The sequence below is a fragment of the Microlunatus ginsengisoli genome (genome assembly GCF_039537205.1).
Taxonomy (GTDB): Bacteria; Actinomycetota; Actinomycetes; order Propionibacteriales; family Propionibacteriaceae; genus Microlunatus; species Microlunatus ginsengisoli.
The window spans coordinates 1-24,551 of the sequence record NZ_BAABAB010000051.1 but is presented as its reverse complement, the minus strand read 5'-3'; the positions used below and the strand labels follow the sequence as shown (position 1 = coordinate 24,551).

The 24,551-nt window shown below is 71.2% G+C and carries 20 protein-coding genes and 1 tRNA gene; 12 read left to right on the top strand and 9 right to left on the bottom strand.

The window, feature by feature from the left end:
• Window positions 1–22 precede the first annotated feature (22 nt).
• Window positions 23–1,708, bottom strand: a complete 1,686-nt coding sequence (locus tag ABD747_RS24705) for a PHA/PHB synthase family protein (RefSeq protein ID WP_344809742.1) — start codon at window positions 1,706–1,708, stop codon at window positions 23–25.
• On the bottom strand, window positions 1,705–3,210 hold the full coding sequence (locus ABD747_RS24700; RefSeq protein ID WP_344809740.1) for a long-chain-fatty-acid--CoA ligase: 1,506 nt from the start codon (window positions 3,208–3,210) through the stop codon (window positions 1,705–1,707). The genes ABD747_RS24705 and ABD747_RS24700 overlap by 4 nt, the downstream gene beginning before the upstream one ends.
• 131 nt (window positions 3,211–3,341) lie before the next feature.
• Between ABD747_RS24700 and ABD747_RS24695 the strand changes: the two genes are divergently transcribed.
• Window positions 3,342–4,559, top strand: coding sequence for a PucR family transcriptional regulator (locus ABD747_RS24695; RefSeq protein WP_344809738.1), 1,218 nt, complete (start codon window positions 3,342–3,344; stop codon window positions 4,557–4,559).
• Here ABD747_RS24695 and thrS read toward each other — a convergent pair.
• Window positions 4,542–6,539: a threonine--tRNA ligase gene (gene thrS / locus ABD747_RS24690; RefSeq protein WP_344809736.1), complete on the bottom strand. Its 1,998-nt coding sequence runs from the start codon at window positions 6,537–6,539 to the stop codon at window positions 4,542–4,544. The two genes, ABD747_RS24695 and thrS, sit on opposite strands and share 18 nt — an antisense overlap.
• A gap of 100 nt (window positions 6,540–6,639) precedes the next feature.
• On the bottom strand, window positions 6,640–7,482 hold the full coding sequence (locus ABD747_RS24685) for a sugar phosphate isomerase/epimerase family protein (protein WP_344809734.1): 843 nt from the start codon (window positions 7,480–7,482) through the stop codon (window positions 6,640–6,642).
• 72 nt (window positions 7,483–7,554) lie between these two features.
• Between ABD747_RS24685 and ABD747_RS24680 the strand changes: the two genes are divergently transcribed.
• The 7 genes from ABD747_RS24680 to ABD747_RS24650 all read left to right on the top strand — a co-directional run bounded on the left by ABD747_RS24680 (window position 7,555) and on the right by ABD747_RS24650 (window position 14,962).
• Entirely contained in the window at window positions 7,555–8,247 is a 693-nt protein-coding gene (locus ABD747_RS24680; protein WP_344809732.1) for a GntR family transcriptional regulator, read from the top strand.
• A 126-nt stretch (window positions 8,248–8,373) separates the two neighbouring features.
• Window positions 8,374–9,711, top strand: a complete 1,338-nt coding sequence (locus tag ABD747_RS24675) for an MFS transporter (RefSeq protein ID WP_344809730.1) — start codon at window positions 8,374–8,376, stop codon at window positions 9,709–9,711.
• Window positions 9,708–11,462, top strand: a complete 1,755-nt coding sequence (locus tag ABD747_RS24670) for a dihydroxyacetone kinase family protein (protein WP_344809728.1) — start codon at window positions 9,708–9,710, stop codon at window positions 11,460–11,462. Before ABD747_RS24675 ends, ABD747_RS24670 begins: the two co-directional genes overlap by 4 nt.
• A 1-nt stretch (window position 11,463) precedes the next feature.
• The gene (locus tag ABD747_RS24665) at window positions 11,464–11,994 is read left to right on the top strand and encodes a ribose-5-phosphate isomerase (RefSeq protein ID WP_344809726.1); all 531 of its coding nucleotides are present in this window, start codon (window positions 11,464–11,466) and stop codon (window positions 11,992–11,994) included.
• Window positions 11,995–12,051: 57 nt separating this feature from the next.
• A complete protein-coding gene (locus ABD747_RS24660; protein WP_344809724.1) occupies window positions 12,052–12,828 on the top strand; it encodes an SDR family NAD(P)-dependent oxidoreductase in 777 nt (258 codons plus the stop codon).
• A 15-nt stretch (window positions 12,829–12,843) separates the two neighbouring features.
• The gene (locus ABD747_RS24655; RefSeq protein WP_344809722.1) at window positions 12,844–13,803 is read left to right on the top strand and encodes a sugar phosphate isomerase/epimerase family protein; all 960 of its coding nucleotides are present in this window, start codon (window positions 12,844–12,846) and stop codon (window positions 13,801–13,803) included.
• Between the two features lie 130 nt (window positions 13,804–13,933).
• On the top strand, window positions 13,934–14,962 hold the full coding sequence (locus ABD747_RS24650) for a Gfo/Idh/MocA family protein (RefSeq protein WP_344809721.1): 1,029 nt from the start codon (window positions 13,934–13,936) through the stop codon (window positions 14,960–14,962).
• A gap of 33 nt (window positions 14,963–14,995) precedes the next feature.
• On the opposite strand, the gene ABD747_RS24645 is transcribed toward ABD747_RS24650, so the two are convergent.
• From ABD747_RS24645 to ABD747_RS24630, 4 genes are read right to left on the bottom strand one after another with little or no spacing between them, the layout of a single operon-like run.
• Complete coding sequence (locus ABD747_RS24645; protein ID WP_344809719.1) at window positions 14,996–15,793, bottom strand: glycosyltransferase family 2 protein; 798 nt, start codon at window positions 15,791–15,793, stop codon at window positions 14,996–14,998.
• A complete protein-coding gene (locus ABD747_RS24640; protein ID WP_344809717.1) occupies window positions 15,790–16,830 on the bottom strand; it encodes a hypothetical protein in 1,041 nt (346 codons plus the stop codon). Before ABD747_RS24640 ends, ABD747_RS24645 begins: the two co-directional genes overlap by 4 nt.
• Window positions 16,827–17,429, bottom strand: coding sequence for an SAM-dependent methyltransferase (locus ABD747_RS24635; protein ID WP_344809715.1), 603 nt, complete (start codon window positions 17,427–17,429; stop codon window positions 16,827–16,829). The genes ABD747_RS24640 and ABD747_RS24635 overlap by 4 nt, the downstream gene beginning before the upstream one ends.
• A complete protein-coding gene (locus ABD747_RS24630) occupies window positions 17,426–18,208 on the bottom strand; it encodes a PIG-L deacetylase family protein (protein WP_344809713.1) in 783 nt (260 codons plus the stop codon). The genes ABD747_RS24635 and ABD747_RS24630 overlap by 4 nt, the downstream gene beginning before the upstream one ends.
• A 126-nt stretch (window positions 18,209–18,334) precedes the next feature.
• On the opposite strand from ABD747_RS24630, the gene ABD747_RS24625 reads away from it, so the two are divergent.
• The 3 genes from ABD747_RS24625 (at window position 18,335) to selA (ending at window position 21,649) form a co-directional block, all read left to right on the top strand.
• A tRNA-Sec gene (locus ABD747_RS24625) sits at window positions 18,335–18,430 on the top strand.
• A 34-nt stretch (window positions 18,431–18,464) separates the two neighbouring features.
• Window positions 18,465–20,264 carry a selenocysteine-specific translation elongation factor gene (gene selB, locus ABD747_RS24620; protein ID WP_344809711.1) on the top strand — a complete coding sequence of 600 codons (1,800 nt, stop codon included), beginning with the start codon at window positions 18,465–18,467 and terminating at the stop codon, window positions 20,262–20,264.
• A gap of 44 nt (window positions 20,265–20,308) precedes the next feature.
• Window positions 20,309–21,649, top strand: coding sequence for an L-seryl-tRNA(Sec) selenium transferase (selA, locus tag ABD747_RS24615; RefSeq protein ID WP_344809709.1), 1,341 nt, complete (start codon window positions 20,309–20,311; stop codon window positions 21,647–21,649).
• 46 nt (window positions 21,650–21,695) lie between these two features.
• Here selA and ABD747_RS24610 read toward each other — a convergent pair whose 3' ends face one another.
• A complete protein-coding gene (locus tag ABD747_RS24610; RefSeq protein ID WP_344809707.1) occupies window positions 21,696–23,042 on the bottom strand; it encodes an NAD-dependent succinate-semialdehyde dehydrogenase in 1,347 nt (448 codons plus the stop codon).
• A 347-nt stretch (window positions 23,043–23,389) separates the two neighbouring features.
• Here ABD747_RS24610 and ABD747_RS24605 point away from each other — a divergent pair, with 347 nt between their 5' ends.
• Entirely contained in the window at window positions 23,390–24,472 is a 1,083-nt protein-coding gene (locus tag ABD747_RS24605; RefSeq protein ID WP_344809705.1) for an alpha/beta hydrolase, read from the top strand.
• The last annotated feature ends 79 nt before the right edge of the window (window positions 24,473–24,551 follow it).

Here is a 24,551-nt window from a genome sequence, read left to right as displayed (position 1 = left end):
GTTGTCGATGTCTGGTGGGGTTTCAGTTGTCGTAGACGTAGGTTCCGGGTGCGTCGGCGAGCGGCGGCAGATCGGGTGCGCCGAGCTGCTTCGGTGCGACGACCTGCCGTCCACAGCGCTGGTCCAGCCAGCCGCTGACGTCGGTCCACCAGGTGCCCTGGTGGGTGTCGGCGTCGGCCAACCACGATGCCGGGTCGGGTGGGTTGGTCGTGCCGGTGCGGTAGCTCGCCTTGGGATTGCCGGGTGGGTTGACCAGAGCGGCGATGTGGCCGCTGCTGGACAGGACGAAGCGGACATCGCCGCCGAGCAGCCCGGTCGTCCGATAGCAGTTCTCCCACGGGGTGATGTGGTCGGTGCTGCCGGCGACCACGTAGGCGTCGATCGTGACTGCCTGCAGGTCGATCGGCTGGCCCAGCACGGTCAGCGCACCGGGCGTGGTCAGCGTGTTGTCCAGGCCGAGGTCGACGAAGTCTGCGTGCAGGCCGGCGGCCATCCGGGTCGTGTCGGAGTTCCAGAACAAGATGTCGAACGCGGGCGGCCGCTTCCCGAGCAGATAGTTGTTCACCCAGTAGTTCCAGACCAGGTCGCCGGGCCGGAGCCAGGCGAACACCTCGGCCAGCGATCGTCCGTCGAGATAGCCCTTGCGCTTCGACACGGCCTTGGCGGCGTTGGCCAGCCGCCGGTCGGTGAGCGCCGAGACCGCGCCGGCGGACTCGTTGTCGATCACGGTCACCGCCAGGCACAACCCGGCCAGCCGGTCGAGCCGGTCGGTGGCGGCGAGATAGCCGGCGGTGATCGAGGCGAGGATCCCGCCGGAGCAGATCCCGCCGAGCATCGTCTCGGTGCTGCCGGTGATCCGCTCGACCGCGCTCATCGCCTCCAGAACGGCACCGACATAGGTATCGAAGTTCCATCGGGCGTGCCGGCCGTCGGGGTTGCGCCACGACATCACGAACATCTGCCGGCCCTGGGCGACGCTGTACTCGACCAGGCTCCGGCCCGGGGCCAGATCGATCGCGTAGTACTTGTTGATCGTCGGCGGCACGATCAACACGGGTGTCTCGGATACCCGTTTCGTCGTGGGCGTGTACTGGATCAGCTCGAACACCTCGGTGCGCAGCACCACCGCACCCGGCGTGGCGGCGATGTTGACGCCGACCTCGAATCCGGATCCGTCGACCATCTCGGGCACGCGAGGAGCGCTGGCGAGGTCCCGGGCCAGCTGGCCGGCCCCGCGAACCAGGCTCAGACCGCCGCTGTCGATCGCCGACTTGGCCGACGCCGGGTTGATCAGCGGAACGTTGCTCGGCGCCAGTGCCTGCAGCAGGTTCTCGACCAGGAACCGGGTGCGCGTCTCGTCCCGCGAACCGAGCCCGGCGTCCTCGACGAGCTGTTCGACCGTGCGTCCGGACGCCAGATAGACCTGGAGCAGCCGGCGTAGCAACGGATTCTCGGTCCACGCGGGATCGGCGAACCGGCGGTCGCGGCGCTCGGCGGCCACGGTCGAGCTGCCGGTCGTGATCTTGGTGAGCTCGGCTCCCAGCTGGCCGAGCCGGCGGGTGAGCGTGCGCGGCCGGCGCGCCAGGCCGAGACCCCACTTCAGGGTGGAGGCGTCAGGCGCGAACCGGCGCAGCGGCCCGAGCGCGGCGTCGACCAGCAGCGCGTCCAGCGGTGCGGCCTGGGCCTCGACGTCGTCGAGGCTGCTCATTGGACACCGGCCGGCGGATCGGAGGGGGCGACGATCTCGCGTTTGAGGATCTTGCCGGTCGGCCCCTTGGGCAGGCTCTCCACGAACCAGACGACGCGCGGGTACTTGTACGCGGCTACCTGGCCGCGGACGTACTCCCTCAGCTCGGTCTCGGTCGTGGTCGACCCGGGCCGGAGGGCAACGGCGGCGCCGACCTCCTCGCCCAGCCGGTCGTGCGGGAGCCCGATCACGGCCGCCTCCGCGACGTCGGGATGCTCGTACAGCACCTCCTCGATCTCGCGCGGGTAGACGTTGAATCCACCGCGGATGATCAGGTCCTTCATCCGGTCGACGATGACGTAGAAACCGTCGCCGTCGACCCGGCCGACGTCCCCGGTCCGGAACCAGCCGTCGGCGGACAGCACGGCCGCGGTCGCGTCCGGACGCCGCCAGTAGCCCTTCATCACATTGTGGCCGCGGATGGCGATCTCGCCGACCTCGCCGGTGGGCAGCGGGTTGCCGTCGAGGTCGACCACCCGCATCTCGACACCGGTCACCGGGGTGCCGATCGAGCCGGGCTTGCGCTGGTCGACCAGGTTGAACGACGCGACCGGGGAGGTCTCCGACAGTCCATAGCCCTCCAGGATCGCGCAGCCGAACCGGTCCTCGAACTGTCGCAGCACCTCGACCGGCAGTGCCGCGCCACCGGAGAGGCAGAGCCGCAGGCGCGGCAGCGCGGGTGCGTCGTCGACCGCGAGGAACGCGCTGTACATGGTCGGCACCCCGGCGAACACCGTGACCGCGTGCTCGGCCATCAGCGCCAGTGCCGTGCGTGCGTCGAAGCGCGGCAGCATGACCAGGGTCGCGCCGGCCGCGACGGTGGTGTTGAGGGTCACCGTCTGCCCGAACGAGTGGAACAGCGGCAGCCCACCGAAGACGACGTCGTCGGCGCTCAGCCGGACCAGGTCGGACTGGGTCACCTCGGCGTTGCGGGTGAGGTTGTCGTGGGTCAGCTCCGCACCCTTCGGGCGGCCGGTCGTGCCGGACGTGTACAAGATCACCGCGGTGTCGTCGGGCGATCGCTGCACGAGCAGGTCGGACGGCTCGTACGACAACAGCTCGGCCACGAAGCCGGACGGTGCGACGATCACCGCTTCGACCCCGGGGAGCCGCTGGGCGGCGGCTCGGACCTCGTCGGCGGCCGGCTGCCACGCGAACACCAGCCGGGCGCCGGAGTCGCCGAGGTAGAACTCGATCTCCCGTGTCTTCAGCAGCGGGTTCATCGGCACCACGACCCCGCCGGCCCGGAGCACGCCGTAGTAGATCGCGGCGAACTCGGGCACGTTCGGCAGCATCACCCCGACCCGATCGCCGGCGGCGACCCCGTACGTCCCCAGCAGCGACGCCACCCTGCCGCTGGCCTCGTTCAGCTCGGCATAGTCGACGACGCCGTCGCCCAGCCGGAGTGCGGCGCGCGCGGGTCGCACCGACGCCGTGTGGATCAGGATCTCGGCGAGATTCATCAGGCCTCCTTGCCTTGTGTGGTTCGATGGAACAATCCTGCCGGTCGGTGTGGGCCCTGACATCGGTCGGCAGACCTGACTTTGCCGCCAACGGCTTGTGCGCGAGCACAATGATGAGGAGGTCCGGCGTCGTGACCGATCAAGCGGCGGACCCGGTGGTCGTCGCCCTCAGCGCCCGTCTGCTGCCCGACGCCGCCGAGCTCGGTCGGGCCATGGCGGATCGGATCAAGACCGAGATTCCGCTGTATCGGGACGGACAGGTCGTCTCCGACGACGAACTCCGCTCCTCCTGCACGGCCAACGTGCGCTATATCCTCGGAACCCTCGCGCGCAGACCGGGGATCAGTGCGGACGCACCCCGTCGAACCGGCGCTGCGCGGGCGGAGCGAGGCATCTCCTACGCCGCCGTGCTGCAGGCGTTCAGGGTCGGCAGCCGGTTCATCTGGGAGATCCTGGTCGAGCGCTGCCTGCCCGAGGAACGTCCGGTGCTGACCCTGGCCGCCGCGGACATCTGGGCCGTCTCGGACGACCTCGCGCTCCAGGTGACCGACGTCTATCGAGACACCCTGGCCGAGCGCGCCCGACGCGACGCCCAGCTACGGGTCGCGCTGCTCGACACCCTGCTCGACCCGGCGACGACCGCGGAGGATGCCTGGGAGTCGGCGGGTCTGATCGACCTGCCGCGCCGCGGCGAGTTCGTTGCCGTCGTGGGGGAGTGCCCCGCCACCGGCCGCGAGGCACTGCCCGGCGTCGAGGCCCTGCTCCGCGGCCGCGGGCTGCTGTCGCTGTGGCGACTTGATCATGATCACCAGGAGGGCCTGGTCGCACTCCGGGTCGGCTACCGGATCGAGCGGCTGGCCGAGGACCTGGCCGCCATCGCCCGTGGCCGGCTCGGGTTCAGCGACGTGTTCGGCGAGATCGACCGGGCGCCCGAGGCGCGCCGCGCGGCACGCCTCGCCTGCACCGCCGGCACCCCCGGCAGCACTGAGCTGGTCCGCTACGAGCAGCAGCCGCTGGCGATCCTGCTCGCCGGCACCCCCGAGCTGGCTCGTTGGTATGCCGGTCGCGTGCTCGGCGACGTCCTCGCACCCGACGGCGAGCACGCGGTCCTGCTCGAGACCGCCCGGGTCTGGCTCGCCGAGAAGGGCTCCACCTCCGCCGCGGCAGCACGGTTGTTCCTGCATCGCAACACGGTTCGCTACCGCCTCCGCCGGCTCGAACAGCTCACCGGGCGCGACCTGGCCGATCCGGCCGAGCTGGCCGAGATCCGGGTCGCGTTGGAGTGCGCCCGGATCCACCCCGGCCGGTCGGGCACCGAACCGGCGACCGGCTCAGACCTGCTCGCGTGATTCCACCGCGGCGACGACCCGGCGGATCGCCTCGTCGATGGAGACCCCGTTGTCCTGGTGCCCGTCGCGGTAGCGGAAGGAGACCGCCCCGCTCGCCACGTCGTCGTCGCCGGCGATCATCATGAACGGCACCTTCTGCAGCTGGGCGTCGCGGATCTTCTTCTGCATCCGGTCGTCGGAGTCGTCCACCTCGACCCGGATGCCCGCCTGCCGCAGCCGCCGCGCGACATCCTCCAGATAATCCACGTGTCGCTCCGCGATCGGGATCCCGCGCACCTGGACCGGTGCCAGCCAGGGCGGGAAGGCGCCGGCGTAGTGCTCGACCAGAACGCCGAGGAACCGCTCGATCGAGCCGAACTTGGCCGAGTGGATCATCACCGGCTGCTGCCGGGTGCCGTCGGCGGCCTGGTACTCCAGACCGAACCTCGCGGGCTGGTTGAAGTCGTACTGGATGGTGGACAGCTGCCACGGCCGCCCGATCGCATCCCGGGCCTGGATCGAGATCTTGGGGCCGTAGAACGCCGCGCCGCCCGGGTCGGGAACCAGCTCCAGGCCGGACTCCTCGGCGGCCCGCCGCAGGACCTCGGTCGCGACCCGCCACTGCTCGTCGGAACCGATGAACTTGTCCGGCTTGGAGTCGTCGCGGGTGGAGAGCTCGAGATAGAAGTCGTCGAGGCCGAAGTCGCGGAACAGCCCGAGGCAGAAGTCCAGCAGGTGCTTGATCTCGGCGTCGGCCTGCTCGGGGGTGACGTAGGAGTGCGAGTCGTCCTGGCTCATGCCGCGCACCCGGGTGAGGCCGTGCACCACGCCGGACTTCTCGTACCGGTAGACCCCGCCGAACTCGAACAGCCGCAGCGGCAGCTCGCGGTAGGAGCGGCCGCGGGACTGGTAGATCAGGTTGTGCATCGGGCAGCTCATCGCCTTGAGCTGGTACTTCGCGCCCTCGAGCTCCATCGGCGGATACATCGTGTCGGCGTAGTACGGCAGGTGGCCCGAGGTGTGGAACAGCCCGTCCTTGGAGATGTGCGGCGTGCTGACGTAGGAGAAGCCCTCCTCGATGTGGCGCCGGCGGACGTAGTCCTCCATCTCGCGCTTGATCACGCCACCCTTGGGGTGGAAGACGACCAGACCGGAACCGAGTTCGTCGGGGAAGGAGTAGAGATCGAGCTCGCGACCGAGCTTGCGGTGGTCGCGGCGCTCGGCCTCCTCGAGCCGGTGCAGGTGCGCATCGAGCGCATCCTTCGACTCCCACGCGGTGCCGTAGATGCGCTGCAGCTGCTTGTTCTTCTCGTTGCCGCGCCAGTACGCCGCTGCGGTGCGCATCAGCTTGAACACCGGGATCCGCTTGGTCGTCGGCAGGTGCGGGCCGCGGCACAGATCACTCCACGCGACGTCGCCGTTGCGGCGGATGTTGTCGTAGATCGTGAGCTCGCCCGCACCGACCTCGACCGAGGCGCCCTCGGCGATCTCGGCGTCGTCCTCGGACGTGCGGCCACTCTTGAGGCCGATCAGCTCGATCTTGTACGGCTCGTCCTTCAGCTCCTCCAGCGCGTCGGTCTCGGTGGTGACCCGGCGCGAAAAGCGCTGACCCTCCTTGACGATCTTGCGCATCCGGGTCTCGATCTTCTCCAGATCCTCGGGCACGAACGGCGTCTCGACGTCGAAGTCGTAGTAGAACCCGTCCCGGATCGGCGGCCCGATCCCGAGCTTCGCGTCCGGGAAGAGGTCTTGCACAGCCTGCGCCATCACGTGTGCGGTGGAGTGCCGGAGGATGTCGTGGCCGTCGGGGCTGTCGATCTCGACACCCTCGATCTCGTCGCCGTCCTGGAGCTCGTAGGACAGATCCTTGAGGGCTCCGTTGACGCGTGCCGCGATGACCTTCTCCTCGTCGCGGAACGGCTCCCAGGCCTTGGTGCCCGCGGTGACCACCCGGTCCGCACGCTCGCTCGCGTGAACCAGGGTGATCGTCAAGTCCGACATAACTCGCTCTCCTCGCGCGGGCACCCGGTGTGCCCCCGCTATTGAACCACCCGGCCGGAGAGCGCAGCGCCAGGTTTTGAGCGGCGGCGAGCAGCCGCGGCTACAGCAGCGAACTGATGTAGACCCCCGCGGCAAGCGCGGCCTCGGGGCGCTCGTCGTTGGTGATGTCGCGGGTCTCGAGCTCGAGCGCGAAGCGGCCGCGGTAGTCGATGCCCGCCAGCGCGGCGACGGTACCGGCGAAGTCCACCTGCCCGCGGCCGACGCTGTGATGGATATAGCCGGGCTCGGCGTCGCGGATGTGGACGTGGCTGATCCGGTCACCGACCAGATCGACGAACGCCGCGGGGGTCGAGCCGGAGGCGACGATATGGCTGACGTCACAGATCACGCCGATCGTCGCGGGCAGCCGGTCCAGCAGCCGGGAAGCGCGGTCCAGGTCGAAGCAGAGCCGGAAGAAGTGCGGTGCCTCGACCCAGAGCTGGATCCCGGCGGCGCGGCAGCGCTCGTCGATCGCGATGAGCTGGGCGGCGACGAGGTCGAGATCGGCGTCGAGGTCGACGATCGGCTCGTGCTGCTGAGCACCGTTGGGCAGCACCAGCCCGGTGGCTCCGATCGCGACACACAAGGAGATCAGCCTGTCCGCGTGCTCGAATCGCTGCTGCTGCTCCTCAGCGGTGAGCGGCCGGTTCAGGTCGCCGACGTCGGCGTTCACCGAGCGGACCGCGAGACCCGAGGCGCGGACGGTGGCGGCGACCTCGGCCACCGCCGCGTCGTCGAGGACGTACGGAACGTGGTTGCAGACTCCGGGCAGCGCGCCGAGGTCGATCTCGGCGAACCCGAGTGCTCCGATCTCGGCGAGCGCTTCGCCGAGCGGCAGATGCCGCAGGGTGATGGTCGAGCAGATGACTCGCTCGCGGTTCAGCGTCCGTACGTCGTGGTCCATGGCGCAGAGCATGACATGTATGACTGTTGACAGTCAAGCAAAGCGGCACGGTCGGCGCTACACTCGATGTCCATGGCGCCTCCGAACAAGTCGACGTTGCGGTCCCTCGGGTCGATCGAGCTGCAGACCAGGCGCGAGCTCATCCTCGCCCGACTGCGGGACGCGATCAGCTCCGGTGAGCTGGCGCCCGGGACCCATCTGGCCGAGGTCGAGCTGAGCGAGTCGCTCGGGGTGAGCCGGGGGACTCTGCGCGAGGCGTTGCGGCACCTCCAGCAAGACGGCCTGCTCACCGCCGACGCGCGCGGCCGGCTGTCGGTCCGGGTGGTCAGCGAGCAGGAAGTGGACGAGATCTTCGCTGTCCGCTGCGCGCTGGAGTCGCTGGCCTTCCGGCAGATCTGCGACCTTCCCGATCGTTCCGTCGTCATCCCGGAACTCCAAGCAGCATTGGGACATCTGAAGGAGAACGAAGGCGACTTCGTGGCCCAGCTTGATGCCGATCTCGCCTTCCACCGCCGGCTGTGTGAGCTGAGCGGGAACGGCACGCTGGCCCACAGCTGGCAGGGCGTGAGTGGGCTCGCCCGGGCGGCGATCACCGCCGCCGGGCCGCAGACCGCGCTGCACAACATGGCCTACCAGCGACACCTGCCGATCGTCTCGCTGCTCGCCGCCGGCGACATCGAGGGGGGCGAGGCGTTCTTGGCCCAGCACATGAGCGACGCCGCCGAGCGGATCGTGGCGCAGATGCAGCGCGCGCGCAGCGCCTGACGGGGGCCGCTGTCGGGCGGCGACGACGACGTTCACCACCGGCCGAGTTGCGAAGTTCTACTGTTAACAGTACGATCGTCAGCTATCGGTCACTGAGTAGTGACCCTGTCAAAGGAGATAGCGAACATGGCGGATGTGAACGCCGGAGACCCGATTCTCGGGACGGTGCACAAGAAGCGGGTGGCGATCGGCAGCGCGGTCGGCACCACCGTCGAGAACTATGACTTCATCGGGTACGGCACGGCCGCCGCCCTGTATTTCAACGAGGCGTTCTTCCCCAAGGCGGATCCGGTGGCCGGCACCCTGCTGGCGTTCGCAACGCTCGGCATCGGCTTTGCCGTCCGCCCGCTCGGCGGCGTCATCGGCGGCTACCTCGGTGACAAGATCGGCCGCCGCCCGGTGCTGATCACCTCGCTGCTGATCATGGGCATCGCCACCGTGATGATCGGCCTGCTGCCGACCTACGCCACCGTAGGCATCTGGGCTCCCGTGCTGCTGGTCACGGTCCGGGTGATCCAGGGTCTGGCGTTCGGCGCCGAGTGGGGCGGCGCCATCTTGATGACGTTCGAGCACGCGCCGTGGAAGAAGAAGGGCCAGTACACGGCCATTCCGCAGGCCGGTTTTCCGCTCGGCCTGCTGCTGGCCAACCTGGCCTTCCTGGCCAGCTCCGGACTGCCGGGCAGCTGGGCGTGGCGCCTGCCGTTCCTGCTCAGCGCCGTCCTGATCGGCGCCGGTCTGTACATCCGGTTGAAGGTCGAGGAGTCCCCGGAGTTCGAGCAGGCCAAGGAAGAGGGCGAGCTGGTCAAGAACCCGCTGGCGACCGTGCTGAAGAACGACTGGCGCAACCTGCTGCGTGCCTTCGGTCTGCGGGTCGCCGAGACCGCCGGCTACGCGGTGGCGATCACCTACGTCACCTCCTACCTGAAGTCCAACAACCTCGCCTCCCGGCCGGACACCATCCTCGCGATCGTCATCGCGGCCCTGATCGGCCTGCCGGCCACCCTGTTCTGGGGCTGGCTGACCGACCGGGTCGGCCGTAAGCCGGTGTACATCTTCGGCACCGCGCTGATCGTGCTGTTCGGCATCCCGATGTTCCTGCTGCTCAACACCGGTGAGCTGGGCCTGATCATCGTCGTCTTCGTGGTCGCCTTCGCCTTCTGCCAGAACTCCCTGGCCGGCACCCAGGGCTCCTGGTTCTCCGAGCTGTTCAGCACCAACACCCGCTCCTCGGGGGCGTCGCTGGCCTACCAGCTGTCCGCGGTGATCTCGGGCTTCACCGCCTTCTGGGCGGTCTCGCTCTACCAGTCGTTCGGCTGGACCGGACCGGCCGTGTTGTTCAGCATCTTCGGTCTGATCGGCCTGATCGCCGCCCTGGCCACGCCGGAGACCAACGGTCCGGCCCGCCGGGCCGAGATCGCCGAGCTCACCCGGCAGGCCGAGCTGGTCAGCGCAGGTGCCCGGTGACCCGGTTGTTCGACGACCCGGCCACCTTCTCCGACGACCTGCTCGAAGGCTTCCTGGACGTCCACGCCGACCGGGTGGTCGGGGTCCCCGGCGGCGTGGTTCGCGCCGCCGAGACCCCGGCCGGCAAGGTCGCGGTGGTGGTCGGTGGCGGCTCGGGCCACTATCCCGCGTTCTGCGGGGTGGTCGGTCCAGGGTTCGCCGACGGAGCGGTGGTCGGCAACATCTTCACCTCACCTTCCACCGCGGAGGCGTACTCGGTCGGCAAGGCGGTGGCGTCCGACGCCGGCCTGCTGTTCAGCACCGGCAACTACGCCGGTGACGTGATGAACTTCACCCTCGCCCAACAGAGGCTGGCCGCCGAAGGCATCGACACCCGGGTGGTGTTCGTCACCGACGACATCGCCTCGGCACCGGTCGACCAGATCGAGAAGCGGCGTGGGATCGCCGGCGACTTCGTGGTGTTCAAGGTGGCCGGCGCGGCCGCGGAGGCCGGCTACGACCTGGACGAGGTCGAACGGGTCGCCCGGCACGCCAACGACCGCACCCGCACGCTCGGCGTGGCGTTCGCCGGGTGCACCATGCCGGGCGCCGATCACCCCCTGTTCACCGTTCCGGCGGGGCAGATGGGGGTCGGCCTGGGAATCCACGGCGAACCCGGCGTCTCCGAGGCGCCGCTGCCCTCGGCCGCGGATCTCGCGCGCACCCTGGTCGAGGGTGTCCTCGGCGAGGCGCCGGCGGACGGCACGCGTCGGGTCGGAGCGATCTTGAACGGCCTGGGCACCACCAAGTACGAGGAGTTGTTCGTCGTCTGGCGGACGGCTGCGACGCTGCTCCGCGAGGCCGGCTACACCGTCGTCGAGCCCGAGGTCGGCGAGCTGGTGACCAGCCTGGACATGGCCGGTTGCTCGCTCACCCTGGTCTATCTGGACGAGGAGTTGGAGCGGTTCTGGACCGCGCCGGCCGACACCCCGGCGTATCGCAAGGGCAGCCTCGCTGCCGCAGCATCGGGCCCGCGGCGCTCGGTCGGCGACACGACGGAGGAGGTCTCGGTCGCGGCGACGGCCAGTCAGGCTGCCGCCGATGCGGCCGGTCTCGCGGTCAGCGCGCTGGCGGCGATGAAGGTGGCGATCGTCGACGCGGAGGACGAGCTGGGCCGGATCGACGCGGTCGCGGGCGACGGCGACCACGGCCGGGGAATGGTCAAGGGAGTCAGCGCGGCCGCGGCAGCGGCGGCCGCCGCCACCGCCGAGGGTCGCGGCGTCAAGAGCGTGCTCGACGCTGCCGGGGACGCCTGGGCGGCCAAGGCCGGCGGTACGTCGGGTGTGCTCTGGGGCGCCGCCTTGCGGGCGTTCGGTGACCGGCTCGGCGACCGGGCCGAGACGATCGCGGCCACGGACGTGGCCGCGGCCGTGACGGCCGGGCTGGACGCACTGCAGACGCTGGGCAAGGCCAAGGTCGGCGACAAGACCATGCTCGACTCGCTCGTACCGTTCGCCCGATCGCTCGAGCAGCAGGTGGGCGATGGCACCGACCTGGCCACCGCCTGGGCCGGGGCAGCCACGATCAGCGAACGGGCCGCGCGCGACACCGCCGAGCTCCGCCCGCAGATCGGCCGCGCGCGACCGCTGGCCGAACGCAGCATCGGCACTCCCGACGCGGGCGCGGTCTCGATGGCCCTCTGCCTGCGCACCGTCGGCCGGGTGCTGGCCGACCGCGACAACCCATCGACCACGGGAACCGAGGAGAGCTGAGATGACTGACCAGAAGTGGCGGATCGTGGTCGGCTGCGACGACGCCGGCCTGCAGTACAAGGACATCCTGAAGGCCGACCTGCAGGCGGACCCCCGGGTGGCCGAGGTCGTCGACGTCGGCGTGCGCGGCGACGAGCGCACCGCCTATCCGCACGTCGCGGTGGAGGCGGCTCGGCGGATCGCCGCGGGTGCCGCCGATCGGGCCCTGTTGATCTGCGGCACCGGGCTCGGCGTCGCGATCAGCGCCAACAAGGTGCCCGGCATCCGGGCGGTCACCGCGCACGACTCCTTCTCCGTCGAACGCTCGGTGCTCTCCAACGACGCCCAGGTGCTGTGCATGGGGCAGCGCGTGGTCGGCATCGAGCTCGCCCGGCGGCTCGCGAAGGAGTGGCTCGGCTATGCCTTCGACCCGGCGTCGTCGTCGGCACCCAAGGTTGCCGCCATCAGCCAGTACGAACGTCTCACGGGCCGGGCCGACGACAAGGCCGAACTGGCCCGGGACGAGGAGATCGCCCGGATCAGCTGCGGCTGAGCGGCGACGCAAGACCCACCACACATCAACCAGGACAAGGAAGCAGGGACTTCAACGATGAGCTACCAGACCGGAGTAGGACAGCTGACCGCCGTCGTCACGGGCGCGGCTTCGCCGCGCGGCATCGGCTACGCGACCGCAGAGAAGTACGCCCGGGAGGGCTGGGCCGTCGCGATCCTCGATATCAACGCCGAGGGCGTCGAGGACGCGGTGGCGAAACTCCAGGCCGACTACGACGTCCCCGTCGTGGGTGCGGTCGTCAACGTCACCGACCGGGACAGCGTGCTGGCCTCCGTCGACGTGATCGCCGAGTCCGGCCTGCCGCCCGTGGGCGCCCTGGCCAACGTGGCCGGCATTGCCTCGCCGGTGCCGTTCCTGGAGGTCGACCTGGACCTGTGGCACAAGGTGATCGACGTCAACCTGACCGGCACCTTCTTGATGTCGCAGGCCTACCTGCCGCAGATGATCTCGAACGGCTATGGCCGGATCGTCAACATGTCGTCGGTCTCGGCGCAGCAAGGTGGCGGCGTGTTCTCCAAGACGCCCTATTCGGCGGCGAAGGCCGGGATCCTCGGCCTCACCCGGTCGCTCGCTCGCGAGATGGCCGAGCACGGCATCACCGTCAATGCGGTCAGCCCCGGCGTGGTCGACACCGACATCAGGGCCGGCGCCACCGACGAGGAGAACGAGGCGCGGCTGGCCGCGGCCGTGCCGCTGCGCCGGCAGGCGACCCCGCAGGACATCGCCGCACTGTTCGTCTGGCTGTCCAGCGAGGACGCCGGCTACATCACCGGCGGTACCCACAACATCAACGGCGGCGCTTACATCGCCTGACGGTGACGAGTGCCGGTGGGCCGGCCGGGCGGCGCCGGCCGGCTCGGCCGTAGGCTCACCGGCGACGTACGGCCGGAGGGAGACGAGATGGCCCGGATCGGCGTGATGACGACCGAGTTCGACGCGGCGTCGCTGGAGGAGGCGGCGGAACAGATCGCCCGGCACGGGATCGGTTGCATCCAGCTCCAGCTGGGCTCGGCGATCCGCGAGATCCCCACGACGGATGCCTTACTGCGCGGTCTGGACGTGCTCGGCGACAAGATCAACACGGACCTGGCGGCCTACTGCCGGGAAGTCTTCGACGGCGTCGGGATCGAGATCGCCGCCGTCGACGGGACGTACAACATGGTGCATCCGGACAGGAATCGCCGCGCGCGAAACCTGGACCACCTGCTGAGGCTGATCGATCTCGCACCGCGGTTCGGGACCCGTATCGTCACCGTGTGCACCGGCAGCCGGGACGACATGATGTGGCGCCGGCATCCGGCCAACGGCTCCGAGGAGGCGTGGCAGGACCTGGTCGAGCAGCTCCGGACGGCTGCTGCGGCGGCCGAGGCGACGGGTGTCGTGCTGGCGTTCGAGCCGGAGCACAACAACGTGATCGACTCGGCGGGACGAGCCCGGCGGCTGATGGACGAGGTCGGCAGCCCGGCATTGAAGGTGCTGATGGACGCCGCGAACATCTTCCATGCCGGAGATCTGCAACGGATGCGCGACCATCTCCACGAGGCCTTCGAGCTCGTCGGCGGCGACATCGTGCTGGCGCACGCCAAGGATCTCGACCACGACGGCGACGCGGGCGGACGGGCCGCGGGCACGGGTCTTCTCGACTACGCCGGGTATCTGGCCGAGCTGCAGGCCCACGGATTCGACGGGGCGATCGTGCTGCACCAGCTGGCGGAGCTGATGCCGGACCGGGTGGACGAGGCATTCCGCCACGTTCGCGACCGGGCGCCGGCCGGCTACCTGGACTGATCGTCCGGCACCGCACGCGAGGCCGTCGACACCGCTGGCCGGTGGGGCCGTGGGTGGGTGTGAGCGCCGGGCGGAGCGTCGGTAGCGTCAGTCGGAGGAAGCACTGTCACACCAGCGACGAAGGAGCGGCATGCGGATAGTCCAGGTCGGGCTCGGCGGGTTCGGACGAGACTGGGCAGAACACGTGATCCCGCTCGTTCCCGAGGTGGAGGTGGTCGCGACCGCGGATCTGCTCGAGGCGTCGCGACTGCAGGCGATCGACGCCGGACTGACGACCGCCGACCGGTGTTTCGCGACGGTCGAGGAGGCGATCGAGACCACCGACGCCGACGCCGTGCTGGTCACCGCGAGCCTCGTCGGGCACGTGCCGGCGGCCCGGGCCGCGCTGCAGGCGGGGCGGCACGTGCTGATCGAGAAACCGTTCGCGCCGAGCGTGGCCGAGGCCAAGGAGCTGATCGCGCTGGCAGCAGCCCGCGGGCTGGTCGTGGCGGTGAGCCAGAACTACCGGTTCTTCCCGGCACCGCGGGCCGTCGCAGCGCTGGTGGCCGAGCAGACGTACGGACCGCTGCACGCGGTCGGCATCGATTTCCGCCAGTTCTCCGGGGCCGACGGGATCGCCTCCCCGCACCATGCGCTGGCCGAGCCGCTGCTGGTGGACATGTCGATCCACCACTTCGACCTGATCCGGTTCGTTCTCGATCGCGAGATCAGCGGCGTGGACGTGCGGACCTGGGACCCGGACTGGTCGATGTTCACCGGCCCGTCGGAGGGATGCGGCCTGATCGAGTGCGGCGACGACCTGACGGTGAGCTACCGCGGCAGCTGGGTCAGCCGCGGGCCACGGACGACGTGGAGCGGCGAGTGGCGGATGGATTTCGCCGACGCCGAGGTGTGGTGGACGTCCCGCGGCGACGGCCCGGAGGGATGGCGCGCGGACGAGGTACGCGTGCGCCGGGCCGGCCGGGTCCGCAAGCTCGAGCTCGACACCGGACCGCGCACCGACCGCGCCGGCAGCCTGACCGAGTTCGTCACGGCGATCGAGCAGGGCCGCCAGCCGCAGACGTCCGGGCGGGACAACCTGGGCAGCCTGGCGACGACGTACGCCGCGGTGGAATCCGCACGGACGAGGAGGCAGGTCTCGGTCGCCGACTGGCTGTGAGGCGGCGCCGGGTCCCCGATCATCGTCATGGCGTCACAGACCTGAGCTCGACGCCGGGCTCATCGGGTCGAGTCCGCGGATCGCGGCGCCGACCTGGCCCGGCGTGTCACCGGCGGCGAGCCGGCCCAGCAGCGCACCCAGGCCGTGCTCGGCTCGGCCCGGCATCCGCGAGGAGGTGCGGACCCGGGACGCCGTGGTCTGCACGACGGTCCCGCCGCTGCGCCGGACCGCCTCGAGCAGCCCGTGTTCTTCGCCGTGCGGTCGGTCCGGGAAACCGCCGACCTCCAGGAACCGCTCCGCCGCGACGGCGAGGTTCGCCGCGTAGACATGGGAGTGCCGCCCGTCCGGACTGAAACCGGACGCGAGCAGCTCCGCGTAGCGTGCCTGAGCGTCCGAGGATGCCGACCAACCGCTCAGATCGGCCAGTCCCGCGACCAGCTCGGCACCGCTCTCGGCGGCGATCGCCAGGGTGTGGTCGACCCAGTTCGGGGGCACGACGGTGTCGGCATCGGTGGAGAAGATCCAGGTTCGCCGCGGGATCAGTCCTCGGCCGGCGGTCAGCGCGTCGACGATCAGTTCGGTTCGGACGACGCCCACGCTGGAGGGACGGTCGACCACCCGGAGCCGATGGTCGACGCGCGCCGACGTGAGCTCCGCCGCCGCGATTCGCGCGGTGTCATCGCTGCAGCGGTGGGCGGCGACCGCAACCCGGGCGCGGCGGATCGCGCCGACGCGGGCCGCGGTCCGCAGGCTGTCGATCACGGATCTGAGGCAGCCGGCGATCGTGTCGGCCTCGTCGTGCGCGGGAATCGCGACCAGGACGTCGGTCACGGGATCCGCTCGGGATCACCGAGCAGCATGGCATCGGCGTCCGCGTTCTGTTGCAGGACGTACAGCTCGAGATCGGGGAGCGCGTGCGCGAGGTCGTCGTCCATCGCCACGCCGGCGGGCCCGGTCAGCAACCGGGCGTCGGCGATGATTCGGCGGATCGCGGCCGCGGCGCAGAGCCGGGCCTCCGTGGCCAGCACCTGCCAGTCGCTCGGTTCGGTCGGGAGGATCTCGTCGAGCCGCGCGGCGGCCAGGCGGACCGCTGCCGTCGCGGCGACCAGGTCGGCGCGGATCGTGCCGAGCCGGCGCTGTTGGGCCGGCGTCACCGTGGCGTGCCGCGACCGGAGCAGATCGACCACCCGGACCGCTCCGCCGGTCCAGCAGGCCGCGACGCCGACCCCGCCGGGGAAGAAGCCCGGCCGGTCGAGGTAGAAGTCCGGAGCGCCGACGACCTGGTCGGGCTCCGCGACGGCGCCGGCGATCCTCAGCTCGTACGTCCGGCTCGCGGCCATCGCCCCGGTGCGCCAGACCGACGGGTCGACCGGTAGCCCGTCGGTCGGCAGGTCGACCAGCAGATGGTGGTCGGCGTCGATCCACACCGGGACCAGCGCGCGGTCGAGCAGACCGGCGCCGGAGGCGAACCGGAGGGTGCCGTCGATGCGCAGCCGGCCGTCGTCGCACCAGCGGCCGGACACGCCGGTGCGCATCGAACGGGAGGCCCAGACGCCGTACAGCGCCGGCCCGGCGCCGGTCGCCGGCGGCCGTGGTGCGGCGCCCGCCTGCGCCAGGATGCGCAGCGCGTCGACGTGGCCCTCGGCCAGCCTGGACAGCGCGATGTCGGTCCGACCGAGCCTGAGCAGCAGCTCGATCAGCTCGCGCCAACTCCGTTGCGGCCAGTCGATGTCGCCGACCAGGGCGAGCAGGGCCCGCCGCTGCTGCGCAACGCTCGGCCCGTGCCGGTCGTAGTCGGCCGGCAACCGGCAGGCCGCCGGCAGCGGGGCGATGATCGACAGCGGCGAGCCGGCGAGCTGCGCGCTCATCGAGCGCGCCCCGGCCGCTCCGAGCGTTGCAGCAGGTCCAGTGAGAACTCCGCATCGCGATGGTGGACGGAGTGGGACCAGCCGCGCTGGGTCAGCCGGGTGACCACCTCGGTCTGCGCACCCGCGCCGCTGAGCCAGGCGTCGTCCGGGGCGTGCCGCCAGTGCACGCAGACCAGCTCGCACCGTGCTGCCGCGTGCCGGTTGACCATCTGCAGCGTCTGTTGCCGCTTGACGTCGTCGAGGTAGTAGAAGACCTCGCTCAGCACGATCAGATCGGGGCTGCCGTCGAGATCGGCCGGCGGCGGATCCGGCAGCGTGTGTTCCCCGACCACGACGTCGGCGAGGTCCGCGCAGCGCTCGCGGGTCAGTTCCGTCGCCATGGCGGAGGCATCGCCGGCGCAGACCCGATCGGCGCGGGCCGCCAGCCTCCGGGCCAGGTGACCGGTGCCGCAGGCGGGGTCCCAGGCGAGCGCGTAGCGGCGCTGACCCAGGCAGGCGAGGACGACGTCGATCTTGCGCTGCTCGTACCAGCAGGTCTCGACCCGCCACGGATCGGGGTCGCTGCGATACAGGGACTCGAAGTCCGGGGGCGCACTCACCGGCGCCCGCCCCGGACCAGGAGCTGTCGAGTGTGGTGGGCCAGCATCTCTTCCGGGACGACAGGGGTCAGATCGTCGGCGAGCGGCGCCAGTTGGCTGGTGAAGCACGCCACCGCCTCGCCGTGGGCCCGGTCGGCCCGCTCATCCACGCGGACCCGCTCCAGCGATCCGCCGAAGCGGCCCGGCTCTACCCAGTAGGTCAACCAGATCGGGTATTGCAGCACCGGCCAGCGGCGGCGCCGGCCCACGCGGGCCACCGCGGTCCCCATCGCCTGATGGTCCGGATGCGGATCGCGTCGATAGGGGGCGCAGAGAACCGGTGGCCGGCCCGAACGGGCCACCTGGTCCATCGCCAGATCGATCCGCTCGCGGAGCTTTCGACGCTCGTCGGTCAACCGGCCGTCGTCGAGGCCGAGCACGATCGACCGGGTGATCCCGAGCCGGCTCGTCGCCGACCGCCACTCCCGCAGTCGCCGGGCCGCCAGCCCCGGCGGCCGCTCCGCGACGTGGTCGACGCACGCCTCTCCCAGCGTGGCGAGGACCGCGGTGCACGGGCCGACCTGCCTGGCCCACTGCGCGATCAGCCGGCCACACCCGATCGTCTCGTCGTCGGGATGCGCGGAGAAGACGACCAACGGCGTCGCGGCCGGCACGTCGAGCCGGCGGACCAGCTGGTCGACCCGCACCTCGGGCGCGGCATCGGCCGAGGACCGCCAGACGTCAGTCGACAGTCCCGGCGGCGTCACGATCGTGCGCGAGACCGCGGATCCACTCCTCATCTGCTGCATTTCCCTCCGGTGCGTTGCGGCACAGGTACCCGAGTCGGGCGGCGCCGAAACCGGACGAAGCCGCGGTGCCCCGGTCCGCGGGGCCGGTCGAGCGTGCCGCCCGCTACCGTGACCGGTGGAGGCGTACGCGATCCTGGTGGGCGCCGCGGTCTTCAAAACCGTCGTGGCCCGGCACCCGGGCCAGGCAGGTTCGATTCCTGTCCGTCTCCGCCACTGCGCTCCGTCGCCGCTGGGAGGCTCGCGCTCGATGCAGGTGATCGCCACCGCCGGGCACGTCGACCACGGAAAGACCACGCTGGTCCGGGCGCTGACCGGGATGGAGCCGGACCGGCTGGCCGAGGAGCGACGGCGCGGGATGACGCTCGATCTCGGCTTCGCCTGGACCACGCTGCCCGGTGGCTCGGTGGTCTCCTTCGTGGACGTGCCGGGGCACGAGCGGTTCGTGCCGACCATGCTGGCCGGTGCCGGTCCGGTGCCCGCGGCGATGCTGGTGGTCGCGGCGGACGAGGGCTGGCGGGCACAGACCGTCGAGCACGTGGCCATCCTGGACTCCCTGGACGTACGCCACGGGCTGGTCGTGGTCACCCGCAGCGACCTGGCCGACCCGGCCACTGCGCTGGCGGAGTCGCGTCGTCGGCTGGCCGAGACGAGCCTCGGGGCCGGTTCCGGGACGGGCGCGACAGTGGCGGCGGTGGCCGTGAGCGCCGTCACCGGTGCCGGCCTGCCCGAGCTCCGGGCAGCCCTCGACGCTCTGGTGGCCGGCCTGCCGAGCCCGCCGGCGTCCGACCGGGTCCGGTTGTTCGTGGACCGCTGCTTCACGATCCGCGGCGCCGGAACGGTGGTCACCGGGACCCTCGCGGCCGGGCGGCTCGAGGTGGGCGAGGAGATCGAGATCTTCCCGGGCGGGCGACGGGCCCGGATCCGTGGTCTGCAGAGCCTGGGCGCGAAGCTGCCGGCGGTGTCGGCGGTGGCCCGGGTGGCGGTGAACCTGCGCGGCGTCGGCACGGACGAGATCGGTCGCGGCGGCGCGCTGCTCAGCGTCTCCGCCTGGCTGCGGATCGATCAGTTCGACGCGCGCTCGACGTCGCTGGATCCGGCCGACCTGCCCGGGGACCTGGTGCTGCACGTCGGCAGCGCCGCGGTTGCGTGCTCGGTCCGGGCGCTGGGTCACGACACCTGCCGGGTGCGGTTGTCCCGGCCGCTGCCGCTCCAGCTCGGAGACCGCGCGGTGCTGCGGGACCCGTCCCGGCGGCAGGCGACCGGCGTGGTCGTGCTCGACGTGGAACCGCCGGAGCTCCGCCGCCGCGGTGCTGCCCGTCGGCGCGCCGACGAGCTGGCCGCGCTGCCCGGGACGCCGGACGCGGGCCGGGAGATCGCCCGCCGCGGTGCGACCACCCGGCGGCACCTGGTCGCGCTCGGAGCTCTGCGCCCCGGCGAGCCGCTCCCCGCGGGAGTCGACGAGGTCGCCGGCTTCGTGCTGGATCGCTCCCGCATGCCCGGCTGGACGGCCGAGCTGGAACGTCTGGTCGACGCCGACCGGGCGGAGCGGCCGCTCGGACCCGGGCCGGCGCTGGAGACCGCGCGGCGCTCGCTCGGTCTGCCGGACGCGGCGCTGGTGGCGGCTCTGGCCGACGACTCCGCTGGGCGGCTGGAGGTCCGGCACGGACGGATCGCCCGGCCGGGCGCCGGTCCGGCCTTCTCCGATCGCGAGCAGGCCGCGCTGGAACGGCTGGCGCGTCGGCTCGCGGCGAATCCGTTCGACGCGCCGGAGGCGGCGGAGCTGGCCGAGCTGGGGCTGACCCGGAACGTGATCGCCGCAGCGGCCGCTCGCGGGCTGATCTTGCGGCTACCCGGTGAGATCCTGCTCGATCCCGCGGCCCCCGAGCGGGCGGTCGAGGCGCTCCGCGCGCTGGAGCAGCCCTTCACGCTGTCGGCGGCCCGGCAGGAGCTGCACACCACCCGGCGGGTGGCGGTCCCGCTGCTGGAGCACCTGGATGCCGTCGGACGTACGATCCGGGTCGACGGCGCCCGGCGCCGTCTCGCCTGAGCCCGGCCGCTCCGTGCAGGCGGCCGACCCGTAGGTTCTGACCCGTGGCGGTGCGCGGGGTCGGCGACGAGGCGGATCCGCGTCGCCGGGTGCCCCGGACCGATGCGGTGCTGGCCGATCCGCGGCTCGCCGGGTTGCGCGAGCGAGTCCGGCCGGACGCGCTGAAGGCGAGCGTGCTCAGCGCGCTGGACCGGGTGCGATCCGGTGAGCTCGGCCCGGACCGGGTGGTCGACGTGGTGCTCCGCGAGACCGGCGAGGATCCCACCTCGCTGCGCCCGCTGCTCAACGCGACCGGTGTCGTGGTGCACACCAACCTCGGTCGCGCCCCGCTCGGCGAGGACGCCGTGCGGGCGCTGGAGATCGCGGCGGGATACGTCGACGTCGAGTACGACGTGGCCACCGGCCGCCGGGCCCGGCGCGGCCGGGGTGCGGTCGACGCGTTGCTGGCCCGGGTGCCGGCGGCCGGCGACGCGCTGGTGCTGAACAACGGCGCCGCGGCCCTCGTTCTCGCGGCGACCGCGCTGGCAGGTGGGCGGGAGATCGTGGTGAGCCGGGGGGAGCTGGTCGAGATCGGCGACGGCTTCCGGATCCCCGAGCTGCTGGAGAGTACCGGCGCCAGGCTGCGGGAGGTGGGGACCACCAACCGGACCCATCCGGCGGACTACCGCGCCGCGATCGGCCCCGACACCGGTTTCGTGCTCAAGGTGCACCCGTCGAACTTCCTGGTCCGCGGGTTCACCTCGGCGGTGCCGGTGCGTGAGCTCGCCGGTCTCGGCGTGCCGGTGGTGGCCGACATCGGGTCCGGGCTGCTGGCCCCACATCCCTCGCTGCCGGACGAGCCGGATGCGGCCAGCTGGTTGGCCGACGGCGCCACGCTGGTCATCGCCAGCGGAGACAAGCTGCTCGGCGGCCCCCAGTGCGGCCTCGCGCTGGGCGAGTCAGCGATCGTGCAGCGGCTGCGCCGGCATTCGCTGGCCCGGGCGCTGCGGGTCGACAAGCTGACCCTGGCGGCACTCGAGGCGACCCTGCGCGCCCGCTCGACGCCGACCGGGGAGGCGATCACGGCAGCCCCGGACGTCCTGCGTCACCGGGCCGAGGAACTGAGCCGGCGGCTGGCCGCGGCCGAGGTGAGTGCGCGCGTCGTCGCGTCCGACGGGCTGGTCGGCGGCGGGGGAGCGCCGGGGCTCACGCTCCCGGGCTGGGCGGTCGAGCTGCCCGAGGCGTACGCGCTCCCGCTCCGGCAGGGCCGTCCCGGGCTCGTCGCCAGGATCGAGCAGGGTCGATGTCTGGTCGACCTGCGCTGCATACCCTCGGCGCGGGACGAGGAGGTGGTGCGGGCGGTGTTGGCGGCGACCGACCTGATCCGCGGCACCGACCCCGGCTGACCTACCCAGGGTCGGTGTCGCGGACCCGACGTCGCGTCCGACCTGTTCAGCCGGCGGTGCGGATCATCTTCTTGTTGACGAACTCCTCGATGCCGAGCGTGCCCAGCTCGCGACCGAAGCCGGACGCCTTGACGCCGCCGAACGGCAGCTCGGCGCCCTCCAGGCCGACGCCGTTGACGAAGACCATGCCGACCTCCAGCTTGTCGGCGATCCGGGCGGCCTGCTCGTCGTTGTCGGTGAAGACGTAGGACCCGAGCCCGAACGGTGTGTCGTTGGCGAGCGCGACGGCCTCGTCCTCCGAGCCGGCCTTGAACACCATCGCCACGGGCCCGAAGAATTCCTCGTGGAAGACCGGGTTCTGCGGGGTGATCCCGGTCAGCACGGCCGGCGGGAAGTGCCCACCGCTGCGCTCACCGGCGCTGGTCAGCTCGGCACCGCCGGCGACCGCCCGATCGACCTGAGCCTCCAGCGTCTCGGCGGCGCGGACCGAGGACAGCGGCGCGAGGTCGGCGTTCTTGGCCAGCATCCGCTCGGTGAACTTCGGCACGAACGCGTCGTAGAGGTCCTCGGCGACGATGAACCGCTTGGCCGCGTTGCAGGCCTGCCCGGTGTTCTCCATCCGCGCCTCGACCGCGGCGTCGACCGCGGCGTCCAGATCGTCGGTGCCGAGCAGGATGAACGGGTCGGAGCCGCCGAGCTCGAGCACGACCTTCTTGAGGTGCCGGCCGGCGAGCTCGGCAACCGCGGCGCCCGCCCGCGCCGAGCCGGTCAGCGAGACTCCGGCGACGCGCGGATCGGCGATGATCGTCGCGGCCTGGTCGTTGGTCGCGTACAGGTTGATGTAGGCGCCCTCGGGGAACCCGGCGTCGGTGAAGATCTGCTGCAGCGCCGCAGCGGACTCCGGACACTGCGGCGCGTGCTTGAGCAGGATCGGGTTGCCGGTGACGAGGTTCGGGGCCGCGAACCTCGCGACCTGGTAGTACGGGTAGTTCCACGGCATGATCCCGAGCAGGACGCCGAACGAGCTCCGCCGGATCACCGCGCTGCCGGCGCCGGCCAGGTGCGGCACCGGCTGGTCGGCCAGCAGCTCCTCGCCGTGGTCGGCGTAGTAGTCGTAGATGTCGCGGCAGACGTCGACCTCACCGAGCGAGGCGTCCCGGGGCTTGCCCATCTCGCGGCCGATGATGTCGGCGAGCTCCTCACGCCGCTCGGTGTGCAACTCGCCGGCCCGACGGACCAGCGCCGCCCGCTCGGCGACCGTCGTGCTGCGAGACCAGGTGGCGTACGCCTGTGCCGCCGCGGCGAGCGCGCGCTCGACGTCGGCGTCGGTCGCCTCGGGATAGCTCTTGATCTCCTCGCCGGTCGCTGGGTCGATGACGGCGTACGTGCTCATTGATCCTCCTGGACTCGTTCGGGTTCGCCGACCACAGCCTCGCACTCCGGGCCCGTCCTCGCCACGGGTGGTCTGGGTCGAGTTCGTCCGGTGAGGTGGCTTGTCCCGCGCCCGCGCCCAGCGGCAGCGGTCCAGCAGCACCGCGGCAGCGGTCCGCCAGCACGGCGGTCCTGCTCGCGCGGCGATGCCCGGAGCGGACAGCCGTCCGCAGTGGACACCGAGTTTGCAGTGACTTTGAGCGGGATTGAAGTCGCATTGGCGATACTTCTCGGCATCGACACGCGACTCGACGGCAGCGGCGGGCTGCCAGGCCGCCGAATGTCGCTCGAACTCCGAGGAGTGCTCCGATGAGCCTGACGTCTCCCACGCTGCTGGCCGTGGTCGCGGTCTTGGCACTGTTGTTCCCGATCGGGCTCGCCATCACCTGGCGGATGGGCCCGGGCGGCGTCGTCGGCGGGTTCATCCGGTTCGTCGGCATCCTGCTCTGCCAGCTGCTGGCGATCGGCGCGATCGGCCTGTACGCCAACAACACGTTCGGCTTCTACGACGACTGGGACGACGTGCTGGGGGTCAAGGCGCCGCCGCCGGCCGTGATCGACACGGCCGGCCTGGTCGCCGGCGACGGCTCCCAGGGACGGGTCGTCACGATCAGCGTGCCGATTCCCGCGACGAATCCGGTGCAGAAGGCGGGTGTGCTGGTCTGGTTGCCCAAGCAGTACGACGACCCGGCCAATCAGAGCCAGAAGTTCCCGGTGCTGATGGTGCTGCCCGGCCAGCCCAGCAACCCGCAGGACACGATGCACGCATTCGACTTCGCCTCCTACGCCAGCCACCAGATCGACACCGGCAAGGTGAAACCGTTCATCGCGGTGTTCCCGCCGATCATGATCGCCCCGCCCCGGGACACCGAGTGCACCGACATCCCGAACGGCCCGCAGGCCGAGACCTGGCTGGCCAAGAGCGTCCGGAACGCGGTCGTGCCGAAGTTCCGGGTGGATCCGGCCGGCGCGAAGTGGTCGGTGATGGGCTTCAGCACGGGAGGCTTCTGCGCGGCCAAGGTGATGTTGCGCAACCGCAACGAGTTCAGCGCGGCGGTGAGCGTTGGCGGCTATTTCGACGCCGAGACCGATCCGACCACCGGCGAGCTGTTCGGCGGCAGCCAGCAGCTGCGCAACGAGAACTCTCCGATCTGGCTGGTCGGTCAGGCCCCGACCACGAAGACGAACCTGCTGATCGTGGTCAGCAAGCAGGACAGCGACAGCTGGGCCCCCGGTGCGGCCTACGCCGACTCCTCGAAGATGATCGCGGCTACGGCGAAGGTTCCCGGCGTGCAGAGCATGGTGCTGCCCTCGGGTGGCCACAACTACTCCACCTACACCCCGTCGGTCGGCGCCATCCTGCAGTGGCTGGGCAAGGCGGGCAGCATCTAGTGGTGTGTCTGTGAATTAGCAAGGTATTTTGGTAGACTTCTCATGTGGTGGCTGCGGCGTTGACGGTGAGTGATCAGCA